The organism is Litoreibacter sp. GN1-5 (genome assembly GCF_055693805.1).
In genome coordinates, this window is the sequence record NZ_JBVFUP010000001.1 from 2,973,788 (window position 1) to 2,993,081 (window position 19,294).

Annotated in this window: 21 protein-coding genes; 11 read left to right on the forward strand and 10 right to left on the reverse strand. The window is 52.8% G+C overall.

All coding sequences use genetic code 11. The features are described from left to right. Position 1 precedes the first annotated feature (1 nt). The 10 genes from ACZ1HF_RS14855 (at position 2) to ACZ1HF_RS14900 (ending at position 9,158) form a co-directional block, all read left to right on the forward strand. A complete protein-coding gene (locus ACZ1HF_RS14855; RefSeq protein ID WP_472658243.1) occupies positions 2-1,210 on the forward strand; it encodes a hypothetical protein in 1,209 nt (402 codons plus the stop codon). Between the two features lie 249 nt (positions 1,211-1,459). Further along, on the forward strand, positions 1,460-1,990 hold the full coding sequence (locus ACZ1HF_RS14860) for a hypothetical protein (RefSeq protein ID WP_472658244.1): 531 nt from the start codon (positions 1,460-1,462) through the stop codon (positions 1,988-1,990). Then, on the forward strand, positions 1,987-2,289 hold the full coding sequence (locus tag ACZ1HF_RS14865; protein WP_472658245.1) for a hypothetical protein: 303 nt from the start codon (positions 1,987-1,989) through the stop codon (positions 2,287-2,289). The genes ACZ1HF_RS14860 and ACZ1HF_RS14865 overlap by 4 nt, the downstream gene beginning before the upstream one ends. Before the next feature lie 121 nt (positions 2,290-2,410). Beyond that, the gene (locus ACZ1HF_RS14870) at positions 2,411-2,905 is read left to right on the forward strand and encodes a hypothetical protein (protein ID WP_472658246.1); all 495 of its coding nucleotides are present in this window, start codon (positions 2,411-2,413) and stop codon (positions 2,903-2,905) included. Continuing rightward, the gene (locus ACZ1HF_RS14875; protein WP_472658247.1) at positions 2,902-4,365 is read left to right on the forward strand and encodes a CDP-glycerol glycerophosphotransferase family protein; all 1,464 of its coding nucleotides are present in this window, start codon (positions 2,902-2,904) and stop codon (positions 4,363-4,365) included. Before ACZ1HF_RS14870 ends, ACZ1HF_RS14875 begins: the two co-directional genes overlap by 4 nt. 58 nt (positions 4,366-4,423) lie before the next feature. Beyond that, positions 4,424-5,677 (forward strand): KpsE/RkpR family capsule polysaccharide export protein, encoded by a 1,254-nt coding sequence (locus ACZ1HF_RS14880; RefSeq protein ID WP_472658248.1) that lies wholly within the window; start codon positions 4,424-4,426, stop codon positions 5,675-5,677. 21 nt (positions 5,678-5,698) lie between these two features. Further along, positions 5,699-6,466, forward strand: coding sequence for an ABC transporter permease (locus tag ACZ1HF_RS14885; protein ID WP_472658249.1), 768 nt, complete (start codon positions 5,699-5,701; stop codon positions 6,464-6,466). A gap of 4 nt (positions 6,467-6,470) precedes the next feature. Continuing rightward, a complete protein-coding gene (locus tag ACZ1HF_RS14890) occupies positions 6,471-7,121 on the forward strand; it encodes an ABC transporter ATP-binding protein (protein WP_472658250.1) in 651 nt (216 codons plus the stop codon). 73 nt (positions 7,122-7,194) lie between these two features. Further along, positions 7,195-8,166 carry an XdhC family protein gene (locus tag ACZ1HF_RS14895; protein WP_472659060.1) on the forward strand — a complete coding sequence of 324 codons (972 nt, stop codon included), beginning with the start codon at positions 7,195-7,197 and terminating at the stop codon, positions 8,164-8,166. After that, positions 8,166-9,158 carry a molybdopterin-binding protein gene (locus ACZ1HF_RS14900; protein ID WP_472658251.1) on the forward strand — a complete coding sequence of 331 codons (993 nt, stop codon included), beginning with the start codon at positions 8,166-8,168 and terminating at the stop codon, positions 9,156-9,158. Before ACZ1HF_RS14895 ends, ACZ1HF_RS14900 begins: the two co-directional genes overlap by 1 nt. A 4-nt stretch (positions 9,159-9,162) precedes the next feature. Here the strand turns inward: ACZ1HF_RS14900 and infC are convergent, their stop codons facing one another. From infC to cysG, 7 genes are all read right to left on the reverse strand, one after another. Then, positions 9,163-9,675 (reverse strand): translation initiation factor IF-3, encoded by a 513-nt coding sequence (gene infC / locus ACZ1HF_RS14905; RefSeq protein WP_472658252.1) that lies wholly within the window; start codon positions 9,673-9,675, stop codon positions 9,163-9,165. Between the two features lie 192 nt (positions 9,676-9,867). Next, a complete protein-coding gene (locus ACZ1HF_RS14910) occupies positions 9,868-10,716 on the reverse strand; it encodes a ferredoxin--NADP reductase (RefSeq protein ID WP_472658253.1) in 849 nt (282 codons plus the stop codon). Positions 10,717-10,773: 57 nt separating this feature from the next. After that, positions 10,774-11,187: a DUF934 domain-containing protein gene (locus ACZ1HF_RS14915; RefSeq protein WP_472658254.1), complete on the reverse strand. Its 414-nt coding sequence runs from the start codon at positions 11,185-11,187 to the stop codon at positions 10,774-10,776. Beyond that, positions 11,184-11,930 (reverse strand): phosphoadenylyl-sulfate reductase, encoded by a 747-nt coding sequence (locus ACZ1HF_RS14920; protein WP_472658255.1) that lies wholly within the window; start codon positions 11,928-11,930, stop codon positions 11,184-11,186. The genes ACZ1HF_RS14915 and ACZ1HF_RS14920 overlap by 4 nt, the downstream gene beginning before the upstream one ends. Then, on the reverse strand, positions 11,920-13,584 hold the full coding sequence (locus ACZ1HF_RS14925; protein WP_472658256.1) for a nitrite/sulfite reductase: 1,665 nt from the start codon (positions 13,582-13,584) through the stop codon (positions 11,920-11,922). The genes ACZ1HF_RS14920 and ACZ1HF_RS14925 overlap by 11 nt, the downstream gene beginning before the upstream one ends. After that, entirely contained in the window at positions 13,584-13,886 is a 303-nt protein-coding gene (locus ACZ1HF_RS14930) for a DUF2849 domain-containing protein (RefSeq protein WP_472658257.1), read from the reverse strand. Before ACZ1HF_RS14930 ends, ACZ1HF_RS14925 begins: the two co-directional genes overlap by 1 nt. Further along, entirely contained in the window at positions 13,864-15,270 is a 1,407-nt protein-coding gene (gene cysG, locus ACZ1HF_RS14935; RefSeq protein WP_472658258.1) for a siroheme synthase CysG, read from the reverse strand. Before cysG ends, ACZ1HF_RS14930 begins: the two co-directional genes overlap by 23 nt. Before the next feature lie 136 nt (positions 15,271-15,406). Here cysG and ACZ1HF_RS14940 point away from each other — a divergent pair, with 136 nt between their 5' ends. Next, a complete protein-coding gene (locus tag ACZ1HF_RS14940; protein WP_472658259.1) occupies positions 15,407-15,868 on the forward strand; it encodes an Lrp/AsnC family transcriptional regulator in 462 nt (153 codons plus the stop codon). A gap of 70 nt (positions 15,869-15,938) precedes the next feature. Here ACZ1HF_RS14940 and yihA read toward each other — a convergent pair whose 3' ends face one another. From yihA to yidC, 3 genes are read right to left on the reverse strand one after another with little or no spacing between them, the layout of a single operon-like run. Then, positions 15,939-16,592 (reverse strand): ribosome biogenesis GTP-binding protein YihA/YsxC, encoded by a 654-nt coding sequence (yihA, locus tag ACZ1HF_RS14945; protein WP_472658260.1) that lies wholly within the window; start codon positions 16,590-16,592, stop codon positions 15,939-15,941. Further along, positions 16,589-17,335, reverse strand: a complete 747-nt coding sequence (locus ACZ1HF_RS14950) for an MOSC domain-containing protein (RefSeq protein WP_472658261.1) — start codon at positions 17,333-17,335, stop codon at positions 16,589-16,591. Before ACZ1HF_RS14950 ends, yihA begins: the two co-directional genes overlap by 4 nt. Next, positions 17,332-19,164 carry a membrane protein insertase YidC gene (gene yidC, locus ACZ1HF_RS14955; protein WP_472658262.1) on the reverse strand — a complete coding sequence of 611 codons (1,833 nt, stop codon included), beginning with the start codon at positions 19,162-19,164 and terminating at the stop codon, positions 17,332-17,334. The genes ACZ1HF_RS14950 and yidC overlap by 4 nt, the downstream gene beginning before the upstream one ends. Positions 19,165-19,294: the final 130 nt, after the last annotated feature.

Genomic DNA, 19,294 nt, shown 5'->3' on the forward strand with positions numbered 1-19,294 from the left:
AATGCGTGGTGTGAGACTTGCAAAGGATTTGGGGTATGTCTCCGAAGCTGTGTATCTAGATAGCCCTGTCCTGAGCGCATTGCACCAGATTCGTCCCTTCTTTGAAGATGGGATATTCGATTCAGAACAAACGCCGGTTTTGTTAAGAACAAAGCCGATGATAAAGGCGCAGCTTGCAATGTCCGCTATTCCGCCCGGGCTTGATGTGCGCGCTGTGCGAGCCCGGGAAATATCACACCTGCCGCTAAATAACGGCGCGCTTCTATTCTATCCCTATAACTCGCAATCCAATATGAATGCCGTCACCAACAGGCAGGCTGCCCATGTGCTGACATTGCATGGAGAAAGCAACAAGTTGTCGTCCATGCGCCCGGCAGCGCGTCTTTATGACTATGTTTGTGTGGCTGGGCCGTTAGGCAGGAACCGTTATTTGCAGGCGCGCATTTTCACCCCTGAAGAGGCCGAACGTGGGCGCCTTGTGATGATGGGGGACAGCTTTGTTCAGACCATCCCATGGCTGTCAGCACCAAAAGACGGTGACACAGGCGCGTTGCTTTTTTGCCCAACATGGGAAGGCTATGGCAATGGTGCCGACGACTATACGTCTTTGAAAGATCGAGATGGCTTTGAAAAGCTGGAAACGATTGCGCGTCATCTGGGCATTGCCGAGATCATCGTAAAGCCGCATCCTTATCTGGGCCTGCTTAATCCGAGACTTTTGCGTAATTTTGGTCTTGGTGTAAGGCGTCTTCTAAGCAAAGGTTTGCAAGTACGCTTGGCTTTGTCAGATGCCAACGGGCCTATGCGGCTTATGGCGTGCACTTGGTTGAAGAAATGCGAGATTTTGGATGAAAGCACGCCTGTTCCCATTCGTCTGGGTCTTTGTGATGTGTCAGGGATGGAGGCGGTGTTTCTCAAACAGGGCATTGCTCATATGGTCATGATGCGCTCAATGGACGGGATGCCTGAACTGCAAGACATATATGCGCATAAGGCATTGCTGCCGAGCGATCCTCTTGGTGAAAAGACGTCAAACTATTTGCGTGATCATAAGGGCATTGATGAAACGCATCATGGGCATGTCTTTGGCTGGCATACACCTGAACTTGCCGCAATGGACAATGCAGCGCGTCATGCTTGGCTGAAAGATTTCGTGCGGCGTGATCCGTTCTGGTGCCGCCGATCTGAGTCAACTGGGGCAGCGGCATGAAGCTGAATATCTATGTTGGCTTGCTGGCCGCAATTGTCCTGATATTGCTGGTCGAAAAAGCGACCGATGCGCGGGATGTTCTGGTTGCTGTCGCCGTGGCACTTGCCCTTACGCCGGGTCTTCTGTCGGTCAAGCTTTTGCGCAAGTATATGACGAATGCGCCAGCTGCCATTATCAAATATCCTGAAATTCTTGTGGCTGCCCTAGCGTTTATGACGTGGGGGGGCTGGTACCTGGACGGGTACACCATTGGCCGGCTTCGGGCTTGGCCTGATATTTGCGCTTGCGATTCTGTCCACATATGCAGCTATTCGTGGTTTGGATTTCGCGGCCTCGAAAATTGGAAATACCTATCCGCGGATCGAGCGGGTACCTCTGACCCGGATTACGCAACTGGGCAAGAGATCAATTTATTGGTTTCGTATAGCCACTGTCCTGACAGGGCTAATATTCTGTATACAGTTGATATTCGCGCCGTCTTGGCGTGGCGAAATTTTCCTAAGTCTTTTGATTGTCAGTCTTTTCATGTTGGCGCTTGTCGCATTGATCGGGTGGCTGACATACATCACTGAGCGTGCCTTGGGGCGCCAGCTTGCCGCTGCCGGGCCTGTAATGGTTCAGGCATCTCTGGCTGGGTTGGCTCCGACTGTGATGATCCATTACAGCGCACCGACAGCCAAGACCCACCGAGCGGTTGAAAAGCTTGTGGCGTCTTTGAAGTCTGAAGGGATTTCCTTTTTGTTCTGGCACGGGAAAATGCGGCGAGAACAGCGCTTTTGAAGGTTACGCCGCATGTCTATCTGGCCCCGACCCTTGCAACTTTGGAAAGTTTTGTTCTGCCATCTCTAAAGGCCGTTTTGTACGTCAATGACGCCGAAAAGAACGGTCATATAGTGCGGTTCAATGAGCTGACCCATATTCTATTTGCGCAGCCGGGTTTTGCTGCTTCCGGCAGGCTGCCGCAGAGTGTCTCTATGTATAATCTGATTGTCGCGCCTTCTGTGAAACGCAGGGAAGACTGGATGGAGTTTGCAGAGGATAGCCTGGCAAAACGCATTCTCTACAGGGGGGGCGGATAAGTCTGCCATAGCGTTATTGCCGGATCCGCCATCCCGTCTGGGGGAAGAGCCGTTGACGCTTGCCTTACACGTTGCACCACCTTTGGACGATAAGCATATTAATGCGAGATATCAGATCATAGTGCCACGGCTTATTGATGCTATGCGTGCCTTGGGTGCGCAGCAGGTAAGATTGATCCTGTCTTTCGCCGCAAAGCCGTCAGGTCAAGTTGCCTCGGTGATCCGGGCGCTCAGGGCATATGCAGAGCGGGTGAAGGCGATCGAAACGGAGGATTTCATTGACATCGTAACTGGCGATGAAACCTTGGCATATAATTTAGCTCAGGTGCTGGTTTGTTTGGAACACTCTGATCTGCCAAAGCTATGCCAGACCGCAAAGCCTGTTTTGTGGTTGGGTGACGGCATGTCTGATATCGCATCGACCGTGTTGTCAGTGCGGCCGGATATGCATGATTTTGCAGAAAAAATTGCCCAAGCAGAACGCATGATTGAAAAGGGCGTATCTACGCAACCGATTGCCGAAGAGCCTGATGTAGCAAAATTTGAAACTATCTTGGAACTATTGGAGCAGGTTCCCGAACGCCTCACCAATCAAGTTGTTGCGGGTATGTCATGATTTTATTGTGTGCCTTGGCAATTCTATCGGTTGTGATCGTTGAAGTTCTGACGCGCAGAGCTGAACAAAAAGTGCGTGTAAATACAGCAATTTCCAATCTTCCAGAGAGCGCTTTTCAACTGCCCGGCGATATGGCTCAGTTCATTCGCTTTGGTGCAGCTGTTGTGGTTTTGTTGCTCGCAAATGTTGCGATCCTGACATGGTGGTCTATTCTGCACATCGGTCTTGTGGGACTTGTTCTGATATTAGCGATTGGCTTCATTATAGCGCGTCTCACCGTATCCGCGCAGATTTCTCGGGCTGCTACGCTCTCTCAGCGGGCGCGGCTTGCAATGGTTTTGGCGCGCCCCGAATTCAAGAAAGCCAGTTTTGCGTTCTACTTTTCGGCGCCTGATTTGCATACGCCGGATCATATGAGGATATGGCAGGATGAGTTGGATCAGATAGGCCATCCGTGGTTTGTTATCCTGCGCGAACGCAAACATCTGGCAAGCTTCAATGGCCCAGGACAGCCGCCAGCGATATTTGTTCAGAAACGCCCAGAGCTGAAAGGTCTTCTACCTCGATCAGTGCGTGCAGTCTTTTATGCCAATAACGGCCAGAAAAACCGCCCGATGATTGCGGATTATCCAAACGTGTCTCATGTACAGCTATTGCATGGCGATAGTGATAAGCCACCATCCTATTCCCCTATTGCGCGCAATTATGATTACCTGTTTGTCGCGGGTCAGATGGCTATCGACCGATATAGTCGCAACAACGTACATATTGATCCCGCGAAGTTTCGCATCGTTGGACGACCGCAGGTACGGGCCATTACACCAGCGAACAAGCGCAAATCCGGTGAGCGGCTGAAGATCGTCTACATGCCCACATGGCGTGGGTTTTTTGAAGATACACAGTTTTCCTCTCTGGCTAAGGCTGCTCAGCTCATTAATACGGTTCTTGCACAAAAAGAACCGGTAGAGCTGATCTTCAAGCCGCATCCTTTGTCTTATAAGGATCCGGATTGGCCGGTGTTTCAAAACGATATACGCGCAGCGCTGTCGCAAACCCGCGCAAATGGTAACTCAGCCGTGTTCTGTGATGATGGAATGGCGCCGTTTGATCTCTATAATCAGGCAGATATTCTGATTACAGATATTTCATCTGTGATGATTGATTTTCTATATTCCGGAAAGCCAATGCTCGTTGTGCGCCCTGATAACCTTGACGATAGTGACGCAGAACGGTTTCCCTCTCTTCGGGCAAGCTATCAAGTAGATGCAGAGTTGAAAAACCTGCCTGAAATGATCATGCTGGCAACTGGCAAAGACCCATTGAAGCCACAACGGCTTGAAACGCAGCACTATGCGTTCGGGGACATGGGGCAACCGGCGGGCGAAGCTTTTAAAATTGCCTGCCTGGAGCTTATCGAGGGTACGTCACCAGATGCAGTCCAGACACAGCATGGGACATAGGAAGGTGCGCAAGATGGCCGACCAAAGGATAAGTCTCGGACCGCGGAAGGTGTCGCTTGTGGATTCATTTACGAAGAAACTGGGCGCCCTAAAAAAAGCTGCTGAAGAAACACTGCAGCAGCCCAAGAAAGTAGTTAAGGCACCACCAAACCCGGCGGGCGGGCCCAAGGGTGTGCAAACCCCGCCGCGCAACATAGGCGCGCAAGAGCGCCGCCGCAGGTTGTTGATTGCCGCATTCCTATTGGGGTTTGTGGTGCCGTCAATTCTGGGGGTTTTCTACTACACATTCATCGCGACAGATCGCTATGTCGCGAGTGCCAGCTTCGTTGTAAGAGGGTTGGAAAGCGGCGGGTCGACCGATATCATCAGCTCTTTCACCGGGTTGACCGGGGCAGGCTCTACAACGTCAGACAGCTATATTATTCGCCGATATCTTGGCAGCCCCGATTTGGTACGGGAGCTTGGAACCCAGTTTGACCTTCAAGCGCATTACGGCGCGGATAATATTGATTCCTTCTCACGGTTTGATCAGTCACGGCCTTTCGAGGAATTTGTCGAATATTGGCAGCGCAGGATCATCACGTCCTATGACAGCACGACTGGAATTGTATCGTTTGAAGTTCAGGGCTTTGATCCGCAAACAACCGTAGCGCTTGCAAAGGCAGTTCTTGAGGCCGCAGACCGGTTGGTCAATGATCTGTCGGAAAAGGCGCGCTGGGACTCGGTGCAATTCGCCACAACCGAGGTTGAGCGTGCCGAGGAAAGGCTGCGCGATGCGCAGATTGACCTTCGGGAATTTCGCTCCCGCAGGGGGTCCGTTGATCCGACGGTCAATGCGCAGATGGATGCAGAACTGATTGGCGCATTGGAAACGCAATTGGCAGACTTGCAGGCGCGTATGAATACATTGTCTGGCGTGGTGGACCCCGATACCCCGGTGCTGCGCCAATTGCGCCGTCAGGCCGAGTCGTTGCGCGCGCAAATTGATCAGCGCCGGGCCGCTATCGGGTCGAATAGTGTAGGTCAGGATGGGCAATCCACAGCGCAGATGCTTGCGGAATTCGAAGGGCTGCAAATTGAACAAACCTTTGCACAACAGCGCTACGCATCGGCGCTGTCGTCACTGGAAGGTGCGCGCATGGATGCGGATCGCCAACAGCGCTATCTGGCCATCTTTTCAAGACCTTTTTTGCCGGAAGAAGCGCTTTACCCCTATAGGTTGCGCAACTCGATACTCGTCATTGTAGGCTTTTTTGTCTTCTGGTCGATCTGCACGCTAGTCGGGTATGCCGTGCGCGACCACTTGCGTTAAAGGGGGCAGGTCTTGGTCGCGATGTTCGACTCTTTATGGTTGCAAATCCGCGTTGTCGCGGCCCTGACCCTGCGCGAGACACGTATGACCTTCGGAACCTCCCACGCAGGGTATTTCTGGGCGATCATCCAGCCCCTGGTGTCGATCAGCTTTCTGGTGTTCCTGTTCTATCTGATCGGTCGGCAATCACCCTACGGGACATCACTGGCATTATTCTTTTCGACCGCAATTCTGACGTTGGAGCTGTATAACAAGCTTTCCGTCTCGCTTATGCGAGCGTTTACATCGAACAAGTCGTTGCTGACCTATCCCAGAATTCGGGAAACCGACACCCTGTTCGCCCGGCTAACCTTGATTGCCTGCACATTCATTGTGATCAACCTTTGCTTCTATACTGGACTGATCGCGCTTAATTTGGCTGAATTACCTGCCCATCCGGAACGCATCATTCTGGCTTTTTTGGCGACCTGTTTTTTGGGTTTTGGAATTGGCACGCTCAATGCCATTTTGTATCAGCGCAATCAGGCATGGCAGCATTTCGAAAAGGTTGTCGCACGGCCATTATTTTTTCTATCAGGCGTTTTCTACATTCCGTCAGCCATGCCACCCGAGGCCGTCGCCGTTCTAAAGTGGAACCCTGTACTTCATCTCGTTGAATGGACGCGGGAAGGCTATTACTACAACTACGAAAGTGATGTTCTCAATATTTTCTACCCTCTCTCATTGGCGGCTATTCTGGTTTTGATCGGGTTGTTCTGGGAACGCATTTCACGCAAGCAGCGCGTGTAAAGCCATGATCGAATTCGACACTGTTACCAAGATTTATAACGTAAAGAACGTTCGTAAGATCATTCTGGATGATGCGTCTTTCTGTTTCGAAGATGGCCAGAATATTGCTTTGATGGGCAAAAATGGCGCTGGGAAATCTACCATCATGAGAATGATCGCCGGGGTGGAACTGCCAACCTCTGGCCTGATTCAGCGTAGTGAAAAAGTCAGCTGGCCAATGGGGTTTTCCGCAGGCTTCAACGGGACCATGACTGGTATGGAGAACGTCTGCTTCGTTGCCCGGATATATGGGGAAGACACGGACCGCGTTCTGGAAGACGTGCAAAGCTTTGCAGAGCTTGGGCCATCCCTCAAACTGCCGATCTCGACCTATTCAAGCGGGATGAAGGCCCGTTTGGCTTTTGGGTTGTCACTAGCGATCAACTTTGAATGCTATCTGATCGATGAAATCACCGCTGTGGGCGATCGCCGCTTCAAGAAGAAAAGCGCGGCTGCTTTAGATGAAAAGATCCGTAACGCGCGGGTGATCATGATATCTCATTCGGAAAAGACAGTCCGGGATTACTGTGACCGCGGCGTTCTGATCTATAACTCCAAGCTTTATTACTACGATGATCTGAGTGACCTGATTGCCGATTATCGCAAATTCTGTTGACCTTTCACGCCGTATTGAACTTTCCAAAAGCATATTGTCTGGCCTAGACTGTGCATCAGCGTCTGGGAGGACGATTTTGCCGAACGATCTAAATGACATTCCTGCCATTGCCCTACGTTGGCACAGGGCCGGCCAAGGTGCGGCTCTTGCAACCGTTATCGAGACATGGGGGTCCGCCCCGCGCCCCGTTGGAAGCCAGCTTGTGATTAGCAGTTCTGGTGAAATCATGGGCTCGGTCTCGGGGGGATGCGTCGAAGGGGCTGTGGTCGTTGAGGCGATAGAAGCGCTGGAAGACGGCATGCCACGTTTGCTTGAATACGGTGTCAGCGATGACGAGGCTTTCGCTGTTGGGCTTGCCTGTGGTGGGACCATTCGTGTGTTGGTGGAACCTATCGGCAAAGCAATTCCCGAAGCGCTTTTGGCTGAGTTGGTATCATACAGGGAAAAAGCGGAGGCTGTGGCCTATGTCGTGAATATCGAAAGCTGGGACAGAAGGCTGGTTTTGCCCAATGAAGGCTATGCAGACAGGTTTCGATCCGACAAATCCGGATTCGAAGGAGGCAGTTTCGTAGGTGTGTATAACCCGCCGTTACGAATGGCCGTTATCGGCGCGGCCCATATTGCGCAGCCATTGGTCGTTATGGCGAAGCTGGCTGGTTTCAGTGTGAGCGTGATCGATCCAAGGGAAGCTTTCGCCAGTGAGACGCGGTTTCCGGGTGAGGTGCTTGTGCATGACTGGCCGGATCAGGCATTGACCGATTTCGCCCTTGATGCGCGTAGCGCAGTTGTGACGCTCAGCCATGATCCAAAGATTGACGATCCTGCCATTATAACTGCCTTACGCTCGGACTGTTTTTATTTGGGGTGTCTTGGGTCTACACGTACCCACGCCAAACGCATGGCCCGTCTGGAAGAAGCGGGCTTCGCTGAAGATCAGATTGCCCGTATCCATGCTCCTGTCGGATTGGACATCGGAGCGAAATCGCCAGCTGAAATTGCGATCTCTATTATGGCGCAGATCATTGAACGGCTAAGGCGCGGCTGATGCAGTTTGGCACGGTTTCGCTAGAGCAGGCAGAAGGTGCGGTTCTTGCGCATTCCATACAACTGTCTGGCAAGCGCCTGCGCAAAGGTCTGATCTTGACCTCTGAACATCTGAAGCAGCTTGCGCAGGCCGGGTTTGAAGAAGTCGTAGTTGCGCGTCTTGAGGATTGCGATGTGCATGAAGATGTTGCCGCGGAACGGCTGGCCCATGCTTTAGTGCCAGATCCCAAGGCCGCGTGCCTTAGAATCGGACCTTCGGGAACCGGGCGCGTGAACCTTTTTGCCCATTCCAGCGGTATTGCCAAAATCAACGCTGATCGAATCAATGCAGTCAATCGCATTCATCCGATGATCACAGTCGCAACCGTGCCGAAATGGAAGCGTATGGATGCAGGTGGGATGGTGGCGACCGTCAAGATTATCGCTTACGGTGTACCTAGGGATGCGCTGGATCAGGCTTGCGCAGAAGCGCACGGCGCTTTGTCCCTGCTGCCAAGCGCCTACAAGACTGTCAGCCTATTACAGACGGTTCATGATACCTCTGACGATGATCAAAAGGGCCAGAGAGCCCTTAAAACAAGGTTAGATCGCTTGGGCCTTTCGCTGGCTGAAAATATCAGCGTGCCTCATGATGCGACCCACCTGGCCGAAGCCATGCAAAAAGCGAAGGGCGAGGCGCTGTTTGTACTTACATGCTCAGCCACGTCAGACAGTCACGATACAGCCCCCGAAGCTTTGCGCGCCGCAGGTGGCACGGTAGAGCATTTCGGAATGCCCGTTGACCCCGGTAATTTGCTGTTTTTAGGCAAGATGGGTGAAAAGCCTGTCATCGGGTTGCCGGGTTGCGCCCGTTCCCCGGCCTTGAATGGCGCAGATTGGGTCTTAGAGCGCGTCTTGTGTGGCGTACCCGTTACGTCCGAAGATATTATGGGTATGGGGGTCGGGGGGCTTTTGAAAGAAATGCCATCGCGCCCCCACCCCCGTGCCGGTTAAAAGGTTATTTGACTGGCCCGATCAGCATGATCATCTGACGGCCTTCCATTTTTGGCATGTTCTCGACCTTGCCGTGTCCGTCGACATCAGCAGCCACACGCTCCAAAAGTTCACGCCCCAGATTTAAGTGCGCCATTTCCCGGCCGCGGAACCGCAGTGTTACTTTTACCTTGTCGCCATTTTCGAGAAACTTGAAAACATTGCGCATTTTGACGTCGTAATCGTGTGTATCAGTATTAGGTCGAAATTTGACCTCTTTGATTTCAATGATCTTCTGCTTCTTACGGGCTTCGGCTTCTTTTTTCTGGGTTTCGTATTTGTATTTACCGAAATCCATAATCTTGCAAACGGGTGGATTTGCGTTTGGTGAAATCTCCACTAGATCAAGTCCGGCCTCATCGGCCATTTCCATGGCGCGTTCTGGCGTGACTACGCCAACATTTTCACCTTCTGCGCCGATCAGGCGAATTTCTGGTCCTCGGATTTTCTCGTTTACACGGGGTCCTGTTTCACGCACCGGGGGTGCGTTATGGGGTCTACGGGCTATGGCCTGAAATCCTTCTACTGTTAAATCAGTTATGCTGGCGAAACTAGAAGGCGTGAGCCGTCTGTTCAAGTCGGTTTTCTGTTCATCCTTCGGAATTGGCGTGAATTTCAGGGTCTGGGTGCCTGCAAACCCTGAAGATACGACATATTCAGGAATTTGTTCTTAGCCAACAAAGGCCTTTTCGACAACATATTCCGCTGGTTCTGAATTTGCACCTTCCCGCAGGCCGAATCCCTCCAGTATCTCTTTCAGATCAGTGTTCAAACCCATGGAGCCGCAAACCATTGCGCGGTCAGTCTCGGCAGAGATGCCGTCAATCCCGAGGTCTTGGAAGACAGTTCCATCTTTCAAAAGCGTCGTGATACGGCCCATCTTTGGGGACTGCTCGCGGGTCGTTGTCGGGTAGTATTTGATCTTGTTAAGATTCTCGGTGCCGATCAGCTCTTGCATCAACTCGTCCTGCTTAAGACCTTCAATAAGCTGGCGGCTGTACTCCAGTTCAGCCACATCACGACAGGTATGGGTTATGATAACCTCATCATAATCCTCGTAGGTCTGAGGTTCACGCAACAACGACGCGAAAGGCGCAAAGCCTGTTCCGGTTGCAAAAAACCAGATGCGTTTGCCCGGAAGCAGTGCATCATGAACCAGCGTACCAACGGGCTTCGGACGTAGAATGATTTCGTCGCCCGGCTGGATATGCTGCAACCTTGATGTCAAAGGCCCGTCCTGCACTTTGATCGAGTAGAATTCCAGCTCTTCATCCCAACTTGGCGAGGCAATGGAATAGGCGCGCAATAGCGGCTTTTGCTTGCCCGTCTTTGGATCAGGGTCGCCCATCAGGCCAATCATCACAAACTCGCCCGAGCGGAAGCGCAAGCTTGCGGGGCGCGTCACGCGGAAAGAGAAAAGGCGGTCGGTCCAATGCTGCACAGAGGTTACGGTCTGCGCGTCGGGAAGGGTGGGTACAGGTTTGGCGGCAGTTTGGGTCACGTTCACTTGCTCGTTCATAGCGTTACCGGGGCGATTGAGCCCCGTCCTTCTGTAGAGTTTAATTCAGGGAAAAGTCTAGCCGCGCAGGCGCGACTGATAGTCATGCTGTTGCCAATCCGCGCGGGCAAGCCATTGGTTTTCGGGCTGACGGGCGGCAAGATCATCGCTGATTTCGATCTCATCAAAACCAGCGCGCCGTGCCATTGCGTACTGATCCGCGATCACATGGCCCTTTGCCCGTAGACGCCCTTCATATCCCATCAGTCGCAGGCGGCGCGCGATGGTGAAGCCGCGCCCATCTGCGAAACTAGGAAAATCGACACGGATCATATCAATATCGTTCAGCCTGTTCGACAGGATGGTCGGGTCAGCGTCAGAGGGCAGATCAAGACAACATATGTTGTCATTGGCGGGCATTGCATCAAGTGAGGTGAAACCACGGGTCCAATCATCACTGGCAAAGCCTGTGTCGGTAACGATAATGCTCATTCTGCCACTCCTGATGTGGTATTGTGGTCGGCCGGGCCAGCCTTGAGGTGGATTCCGCATTCGGTCTTTTCCATCCCACGCCAGCGGCCCGCGCGCGGGTTTTCATCCGCTTTTGCTTTTGTTGTGCAGGGCGCACAGCCGATCGAAGGGAAGCCACGGGCCACAAGTGGGTGGCGCGGAAGATTATGTGTGTCGATATAGGCCTGCACGTCTTGAGCCGCAATGTTGGCCAGTGGGTTCACCTTTAGACGGGTTCCATCGGCTTCAAACACCTGCATCTGCGCCCGCACACCACCTTGGACGCGCTTGCGTCCGGTAATCCAGGCGTCAAAATTGCTGAGCGCCTGTTCCAAAGGTTCAGACTTACGCAGGGCGCAACAGGCATCAGGGTCATTACGGTGCAATAGTCCGTCCGTATCGCGCTCAAACATCTTTGCGCGATCAGGGGTAATCACACGGCTGTTGAGTTTTAGGGTGCACGTCAGTTCTTTCTGATAGCTCAGCGTTTCTGGAAACAGCATTTCCGTATCAATGAACAGTACCGGAACAAGTCGGTCAATGCGCGAAAGCATGTGTAAAAGCATCACCGATTCCGCACCAAAAGAGCTGACCATTGCGGTCAGCCCAACCCCTGCGCTTTGCAGGGCCTCGCGCAGAACATCCTCGGGTGCCGCATCGCCAAGTTCATTGTTCAATGCGGCAACGCGGTCTTTTATCGGCGCAAGCTCAAGATCAAGCGGCATTGGCTTTCGCCTCCGGATAAAGCGCGGTTTTGAAGGGCGCGAGGCCAAGGCGACGATAGGTCTGGATGAAGGTTTCATCGCCGTTTTCGCGCAAATCAAGATAGGCATAGATCAGGCGCTCGATGGCCGGGACGATCTCGTCATAGGCGAAACCGGGGCCAGCACGCTCACCTATATTCGCGGTTTGCGTGTGATCACCGCCAAGGGTGATTTGATAGTTTTCTACACCCGCACGATCAAGGCCGAGAATGCCAATATGGCCGACATGGTGATGCCCGCAGGCGTTGATGCAGCCGGAGATTTTGATCTTCAGCTCACCTATATCGTGCTCCAGCTTCAACTCGTCGAACCGGGTTGCGATCTTTTGTGCAACCGGGATGGAGCGCGCTGTGGCCAGTGCGCAGTAATCCATACCGGGGCAAGCAATAATGTCAGAGATCAAGCCAATATTGGCAGTTGCGAGACCCGCAGCCTTAAGCCGTGTGTGGATTTCAGGTAAATGCGCGCGATGAACATGCGGCAAGATGACATTCTGTTCATGCGAAATACGCAGCTCATCATGGGCAAAATCCCGTGCAATATTCGCCATGACACGCATCTGGTCGCTGGTCGCATCACCGGGGGTCTGCCCCTGTTTCTTGAGGCTGATCGAGACGATTGCGTAATCGTCATTACGATGCTTCGTGATGTTGGTATCCACCCAGGACCGGAAGACAGGATCTTCGTGATAGGTCGCTTTGAAAGACGCGGTAGAGCTTTTCAGGAAATCAGGCGCCGCAAATTGTGCCTCAATGCCGCGCAGCATCTCTTGATCGACACCGTTGAATTGCGGTTTCAACAACGCAAAACGCTCTTCCACAAGGTCACGGATCGTGTCGATACCGTTTTCATGCACCGTAATCTTGATGCGTGCTTTGTATTTGTTGTCGCGGCGGCCAAGCAGGTTGTAGACGCTGACAATAGCCTCGCAATAAGGCAGCAGGTCTTCTTTGGGAAGAAACTCACGCAGGGTTTTGCCAATCATCGGCGTGCGGCCAAGACCACCGCCGACGATGACCTCAAAGCCGACGTCTTCGCCACGACGGACCATTTGCAGGCCAATATCATGGGCGCGTGTAACGGCGCGGTCCTGTTCGGCACCTGATACGGCAATCTTGAACTTGCGGGGCAGGAACTGGAATTCAGGATGGTCCGTAGACCATTGACGCAGCAGTTCCGCTATCGGGCGCGGATCTTCGATTTCATCAGCGGCAGCACCGGCGAAATGATCGGCAGTCACATTGCGGATCGTGTTGCCAGAGGTCTGGATGGCATGCATGCCAACCTCGCCCAAAGCATCAAGCATATCGGGCACATCGCGCAGTTTTGGCCAGTTATACTGGATGTTCTGACGCGTTGTGAAATGGCCGTAACCCTTGTCCCACTTATCTGCAATCATCGCCAATTGATCCATCTGGGCGCTGTTCAGCGTACCGTAAGGAATTGCCACCCGCAGCATATAGGCATGAAGCTGCAGGTAGAGACCATTCATCAGGCGCAGTGGTTTGAATTCATCCTCTGTCAGTGAACCATCAATGCGGCGCTCGACCTGAGCACGGAATTGCGCATTGCGTTCAGCCAGAAAATCGCGGTCGAAGGAGGTGTATTGATACATCAGACAGTCTCCGCCTGTTTGCCATGTTTGTAATTTGAGGGACCACGCGTGCGGAATTCCTCGCGGAAATGCACAGGCTCTGGGCCGTTTTCACCGATCTTCACATCAGCAAGGTAGGCGCCTACGATCTCATCGGGTTGGGATTGTGCAAAGAGCAATCGAAGATCGCCATGAGCCTCGTCCTCGATCACTTCGGCCTGCGAAAGCTCCCGCGACCATTGGTCGTTTGCAGTCAGGTAAATAACGTCACCTTCCAGCAAGGCATTTGCGGTAATAACTTTAGGTGTAAAGGCGCGGCTCATAGGCTACCTCCTGTGGGTTGATGTCTTCTGCCGCCTGCAAGGCAGCGCGTGGGGCGAGACCCAGAAATGTCAGCGCAGGACCCGTCAGATTGGCATTGCTTAACGCAGGTTCCAGCTCGGACAGAGTTGTGGACAGAATGCGTTGATCAGTGCGCGATGCATTCTCGATCACTGTCACTGGTGTCGCAGGGTCGGCCCCGTGCATCAGCAGACGGCCTTGGAAAAACCGGGCGGATTTCTTACCCATATAGATCGCCGCAACCTCGCCCTTTTGGGCGAGCGCACGCCAATCGTGATCGGCAAACCCTTTTGTGTCATGGCCCGTCAGGAAGCGGATGCCAGAGTTACGCCCGCGTTTCGTCAGGCTTTGCCCGATCGAAGCAACCGCGGCAGAGGCTGCAGTGATGCCGGGAATGATGCGCCAGTCGATGTTTAAGGCTTCACAGGCTTCAATCTCTTCATCTAGCCGGCCGAAAACTGTGGGGTCGCCTGATTTCAAGCGCACCACATGAGCGCCATTTATGGCATGCCCAGTGATCATCGCGTTGATCTCATCCTGAGAGACGGATGGGCCAAAGCCTTCCTTGCCAGCGGAAATCATGGTTGCTTCGCGTCGGGCCAGCTCAAGAATTTCTTGCGAAACGAGGCGGTCATAGATCACGACATCCGCCTTGTCCAAGGCGTTGCGGGCTTTCAATGTTAAAAGTTCAGGGTCGCCGGGACCCGCGCCAACCAGATCGACACGTCCTTTTTTGTCATCACTCTGCAGATGCTTTTCAAGAAGTGTTTCAAGCGTATGCTGCGCTTCGGTTGCATTGGTAGAGACGTCAGTGTTGAAATAATAATCCAACCAGAAATCACGACGCTTCACGCCGAAGGGTAGGGCCTCCATGCGGTTGCGAAATGCTTTGCCGATGCGGGCAAGCAAACCAAGGTTTGCAGGGAGCTTTTCCTCAAGGTCTTTCTTGATAGTCCGCGCCAGAACCGGGGCAGCGCCTTCTGTACCAATGGCAATAGTCACGGGGTCACGATCTACAATTGCAGGCGTGATAAAGGCGCTATCATTAAGGTTGTCTACGATATTGACCAATGCGCCGTCTGCATGTGCCAGCGCTGCAACGCGTGCGTCCTCAGCCTCATCTTCATTTGCGGCATAGAACAATTTGGCGCAGAGCGTATCGCCCGGCTCCAAGGCGCGTGGGGTCAGAGTCAGGCGACCTTTATGTGCCCAATCGCGGATTTCCTGCGCGGGCTCAGCGGCGAAGACATTGAGATGCGCTTCGGTTTTCAGCAACAAGCGTAGCTTGGCCAGTGCTGCTTCTCCGCCGCCTGATACAACAATCCGGCGGCCCTCAACTGCTATGAAAATCGGAAAGTGCTTCATATCGGCCTCTTTGAGAACTTATGGGTAATATAGGATATTTTCCCAATTATTGGCTATACACTATGCAAAATAAGGAATAATGTTCTAATTTGCGTTGCAATAGATATACGCGTTCCAAGAAACCGGAGAAATCAGAATGTCTGCCCGACTGGATGCCATGGATCGGAATATTCTCAAGCAACTACAGGAAGATGCCTCACAATCTCTTGAGGACATCGCACGGAAGGTTGGCTCCTCCAAAACGCCGGTATGGAACCGTATCAAGAAGCTGCGCGCTGCCGGGGTGATCAAGCAAGACACCGTTGTACTGGACGCAGATGCGCTTGGGCTAGAGGCTTGTTTTTTCGTCCTTATTCGCACATCAGAGCATGAGAGCGACTGGCAACAGAAATTCCTTGCGACACTGAAAGCCCGCCCTGAAGTGATGGAAGCACACCGATTGGCCGGTGAAATTGACTACATTCTGAAGGTCCGCGTCGAAAATGCCCGTGCCTATGACGTGTTTTATCAGGCGCTGATTTCAGAAGTGCGAATCTATAATGTTACAGCGCTGCTTTCGATGGAGGAGATCAAATCGACAACAGCGTTACCGCTTTAAAACTTTGCAATTGTTGTGATGTTAGAAATACCGTGTTTTGCAGATATGAGCTGCCTAGCAAAGCGTTTGCCTATTCCAGTGTCGCGATGATGCTGCGCAGGGTGGCGATACCATCACCCTTTTCAGAAGAAGTCAGTACAATTTCCGGATATGCGGCAGGATGGGACGACAGCACCTGACTGACCTGCGCGATTACAGCATTCTGATCCTTTGATTTAATCTTGTCGATCTTCGTCAGAACAACTTGAAATATCACTGCCGATTTATCCAGCAACGTCAGAATATCCTGATCAACCTTCTTGATCCCATGGCGCGCATCAATCAGCACGAAAGCCCGCCGTAGGGTTTGACGCCCGGACAGATAGGCTTTTAACAATCGTTGCCACTTCTCGACGATGGGCAGCGGGGCTTCGGCGAAGCCGTAACCGGGTAGATCAACCAGATAATGGCTTTCGGCCAGAGTGAAAAAGTTGATCTCTTGCGTGCGACCAGGTGTGTTTGAGGTCCGCGCCAGCGCTTTGCGCCCTGTGATCGCGTTAATCAAAGAGGACTTGCCGACATTGGACCGGCCCGCAAAGCAGACCTCAAGCCGGTCGGCAGGCGGCATGCCGTCCATCGCGACCACACCCTTCAGAAATTCTGTCTGACCTGCGAAAAGCTTGCGCCCGATCTCGGCAATGTCCGGCTCTGGTGCGTCGGCCGTTTTGAAGGTGAACTGGCTCATGCGCTAACTGTTACGGCATCGCCGCAGGTGATCTGACCGCTTTTGGTCACAACGCCATAGACGCCGAAATCGCGATGCCCCCAATGGTCAAGCGCTGCCAGAGTGTCTGCATCGCGCTTGCCTGTGGCGGGGTTGGCCGTGGTTGCAAGACAGCGGGTGATCCGCTCACGTATCTCCAGCTGTGCATCCCCTATCCGAAGTGTCTTGCCGACCCAGTTGAATTCTTCCCAAGGCTCAAACCCGTCCAGCCAGATATTTCCGCGCCAGCGATCAAGGGCCAGATCATGTCCGATCTGGGCTTCGACAGCACGATGACTGGCGAGAGTATTGATCGAAACAGAAGGGAAATCTGTATCCGTCATTCCACGACCTGCCACGCGGATGACCCGCGCCGATTGCGCCCGGTCTTGCGGCATCAGCGGTGCCACCCAGTCCAGTAATGCGTTGGCATCCTTTTCGGGGTGCAAGGTCAGGTCTGGCCGATCAGGGTGGGTCAGGGTAATTGTCTCGGTCGCTTCATCTAGCTTGGCACTAATGGCCATCAGTTGCGGTGCTTTGGCCCCACGCGAAAAATTCGCACAAGGGACCCACTCTAAGCCATCCAGACGCGCCCCTTCATGGGCAACGGCCCATGTGCGATCCCACGGCATGGTCTGACCGGCAGTCAGTGTCACATGATCCAATGCTTCCCGACCGTGGGATTTAATTGGGTGACGACGTATATGGGCAACCGTCCCGGTCATTCTGCCGGTGGTTTGTTACGTTTGAAACTGGACTTGATGTTTCCAAACAGATCAGGCGAGTAACCTTGGCTTCTCATAATCATATATTGCTGGGCGAAGGTAATGATGTTGTTGGCGATCCAATACAACACCAGACCGCTGGCAAAACTGCCCAGCATGAACATGAATACCCATGGCATCCATGCAAACACCATCGCCTGTGTCGGGTCCGTCGGGGCCGGGTTCAATTTTTGCTGAAGCCACATCGAGATACCCAGAATGATCGGCAACACACCCAGTGAGAAGATGAAGAAGATCGACCCAACCTCGGGTGTGCTCCAAGGCATCAGGCCAAACAGGTTCAGGATCGAGGACGGATCGGGCGCACTTAGGTCACGGATCCAGCCAAGCCACGGTGCGTGGCGCAGCTCGATCGTGACGAAAATCACCTTGTAGAGCGAGAAAAAGATAGGGATCTGTAATAAAATAGGCAGGCAGCCTGCCGCCGGGTTCACCTTGTTATCCTTGTAGAGCTTCATCATCCCTTTTTGCAGCTCTTCGCGGTTGTCCCCGGCACGTTCCTTGAGCTTTTCCATTTCAGGTTGAAGCTCTTTCATTTTTGCCATGGAGACATAGGACTTATAGGCCAATGGCAGTAGAACGGCCTTGATTACAAGCGTCAGGACAATGATCGACCAGCCCATATTGCCGATGATTTCGTTCAGCCAGTGCAGCATACGGAAGATCGGCTTGGTCAGATATGAAAACCAGCCCCAGTCGATGCTTTCGATGAACTTCGTGACGCCTTCATCCTGATAATGGCGGATCGCTTCCCATTCTTTCGCACCAGCGAAAAGTTGGGATTTAACCTCTGCGGTTTGACCTGCGGCAACTGTCACGGGGTCTTGCCAAAGCTCGGTCCGGTAGATGTCATGTGCGGCATAGTATTTGGTAAGTGTTGTCGCTGGCTTTCCCTGTTCGGGAATAAGCGTTGTCATCCAGTTCTTGTCGGTAAATCCGATCCAGCCGCTTTCAGTTAATTGCATCCGTTCGCTGTCTGTCTCATCAGCCTCGGTCGGGTCAAGATCGGCCATATCGCCGTAGTCGATCTCGCCCAAAATTCCATTGGTCAGACGTACAACCCCTTCATGCAAGATGAAGAAACCAATCGTATCAGGCTCACCATGACGCGCGATATAGGAGTAGGGAAACAGCTTGATTTCGCTATTCGTCTGGTTCTCGACCGATTGAGTGATCGCAAACATATATTTATCGTCTACCGAGATCTGGCGCAGGAATACCAGCCCAGCGCCATTATCCCAGCGTAGCGTTACCGGGGTTTCTGGGGTAAGCGTCTCGCCGCTTTCTACCGTCCACAAGGTATTCTTATCTGGCACTTGATCGGCGCTTATATCGCCCGATGGAACCCAGCCTTGTAAGCTGTAATAGGCATTTTGATTGCCCTCTGGTTCCAGAAGTGTGACGGTGGGCGACCCCTCATCAAGCGTTTCTTTGTAAGATTTTAAGGACAGATCATCGATCCGCCCACCCAAAAGCGTTAACGAGCCGCTGAGTTCGGGGGTGTCGATGGTGATCCGCTCAGCTGCGGATAGCTCTCTTAGTGCATCGCTCTGTTGGGGCAATTGGCCCACATTGGGTGTACCTGTCTGATCCCCGGAAGGTATTTGCAAACTATCTGCATTTGTCGCGTCGGGCGTCTGTGTCTCTGTCACAGAGGTTGTGTTGGGATCGACAACAGGCTCTGGAGGCGGGAACAGGACGAACCACACCACAATCACAAGAAAACTGAGAACTGTTGCAAGAATAAGGTTCTTGTTTTGATCGTCCATTCGGGGACTACCACCTGTCTTTGGAATGTCAGAGTGGTTCAATCGTTTGTGCCGCCAAAGGTCAAGCAGTTTTAGGGTAAAGTGACGGTATGTCAGGTCACGCCAGGCTGGTGTTTTCGGCTCTGAACTA

What these genes read in the sequence shown, in the direction of transcription:
- ACZ1HF_RS14940 (WP_472658259.1), top strand. Translation starts at nt 15,407, where the DNA reads ATGTCTGCCCGACTGGATGCCATGGATCGGAATATTCTCAAGCAACTA.
- ACZ1HF_RS14920 (WP_472658255.1), bottom strand. Translation starts at nt 11,930, where the DNA reads ATGCCGCTTGATCTTGAGCTTGCGCCGATAAAAGACCGCGTTGCCGCA.
- ACZ1HF_RS14890 (WP_472658250.1), top strand. Translation starts at nt 6,471, where the DNA reads ATGATCGAATTCGACACTGTTACCAAGATTTATAACGTAAAGAACGTT.
- ACZ1HF_RS14900 (WP_472658251.1), top strand. Translation starts at nt 8,166, where the DNA reads ATGCAGTTTGGCACGGTTTCGCTAGAGCAGGCAGAAGGTGCGGTTCTT.
- ACZ1HF_RS14915 (WP_472658254.1), bottom strand. Translation starts at nt 11,187, where the DNA reads ATGAGCATTATCGTTACCGACACAGGCTTTGCCAGTGATGATTGGACC.
- yihA (WP_472658260.1), bottom strand. Translation starts at nt 16,592, where the DNA reads ATGAGCCAGTTCACCTTCAAAACGGCCGACGCACCAGAGCCGGACATT.
- cysG (WP_472658258.1), bottom strand. Translation starts at nt 15,270, where the DNA reads ATGAAGCACTTTCCGATTTTCATAGCAGTTGAGGGCCGCCGGATTGTT.
- ACZ1HF_RS14910 (WP_472658253.1), bottom strand. Translation starts at nt 10,716, where the DNA reads ATGAACGAGCAAGTGAACGTGACCCAAACTGCCGCCAAACCTGTACCC.
- yidC (WP_472658262.1), bottom strand. Translation starts at nt 19,164, where the DNA reads ATGGACGATCAAAACAAGAACCTTATTCTTGCAACAGTTCTCAGTTTT.
- ACZ1HF_RS14930 (WP_472658257.1), bottom strand. Translation starts at nt 13,886, where the DNA reads ATGAGCCGCGCCTTTACACCTAAAGTTATTACCGCAAATGCCTTGCTG.
- ACZ1HF_RS14875 (WP_472658247.1), top strand. Translation starts at nt 2,902, where the DNA reads ATGATTTTATTGTGTGCCTTGGCAATTCTATCGGTTGTGATCGTTGAA.
- ACZ1HF_RS14885 (WP_472658249.1), top strand. Translation starts at nt 5,699, where the DNA reads ATGTTCGACTCTTTATGGTTGCAAATCCGCGTTGTCGCGGCCCTGACC.
- ACZ1HF_RS14925 (WP_472658256.1), bottom strand. Translation starts at nt 13,584, where the DNA reads ATGTATCAATACACCTCCTTCGACCGCGATTTTCTGGCTGAACGCAAT.
- ACZ1HF_RS14950 (WP_472658261.1), bottom strand. Translation starts at nt 17,335, where the DNA reads ATGACCGGGACGGTTGCCCATATACGTCGTCACCCAATTAAATCCCAC.
- ACZ1HF_RS14855 (WP_472658243.1), top strand. Translation starts at nt 2, where the DNA reads ATGCGTGGTGTGAGACTTGCAAAGGATTTGGGGTATGTCTCCGAAGCT.